The sequence below is a fragment of the Curtobacterium sp. P97 genome (assembly GCF_023712445.1).
GTDB lineage: Bacteria > Actinomycetota > Actinomycetes > Actinomycetales > Microbacteriaceae > Curtobacterium.
Genome location: NZ_JAMAYF010000164.1, coordinates 1 through 430 on the forward strand (window position 1 = coordinate 1; position 430 = coordinate 430).

The 430-nt window shown below is 76.0% G+C and carries 1 protein-coding gene; it reads right to left on the minus strand.

Annotation, left to right across the window (positions count from 1 at the left end):
* Positions 1-62 precede the first annotated feature (62 nt).
* A partial coding sequence (locus tag M3677_RS17465) for an LGFP repeat-containing protein (protein WP_368859923.1) occupies positions 63-430 on the minus strand: 368 nt, incomplete at its 5' end.

Here is a 430-nt window from a genome sequence, read left to right on the forward strand (position 1 = left end):
GGGACGAGTACGCCGCCCGCGTGTGGCAGCGGCTGGTCGACTGACCGGCGTCGCCGGGGCGGTCACCGGAAGGTGACCACCCCGGTCGCGCTCGTCCAGGTCGCGGTGCCACCGGCGAAGCGCTGGGTCGCCCCGCCCGGAACCGGGCGGACGTCACCGGTCGGGTAGCCCCATGCGCCGACCTCCCACCCGGCGGCCGCCCACCCGTCCCGGATCGCACCGGTCACGGCGTGCGCGCCGCTGGCGGGCGACCAGTACACCGATCCGCCCTCGAAGGTCGAGAAGCACCCACCGCCCCGCAGGCCGCACGCCTCGTCACCCGTCGGGTAGCCCAGCAGCCCGTCCTGCGCGCTCGCCCCCTCCCACGCAGCCAGGATGAGACCACGCACCACGTGCGTGCCCGTGCCCGGGCTCCAGTACAACCGACCGC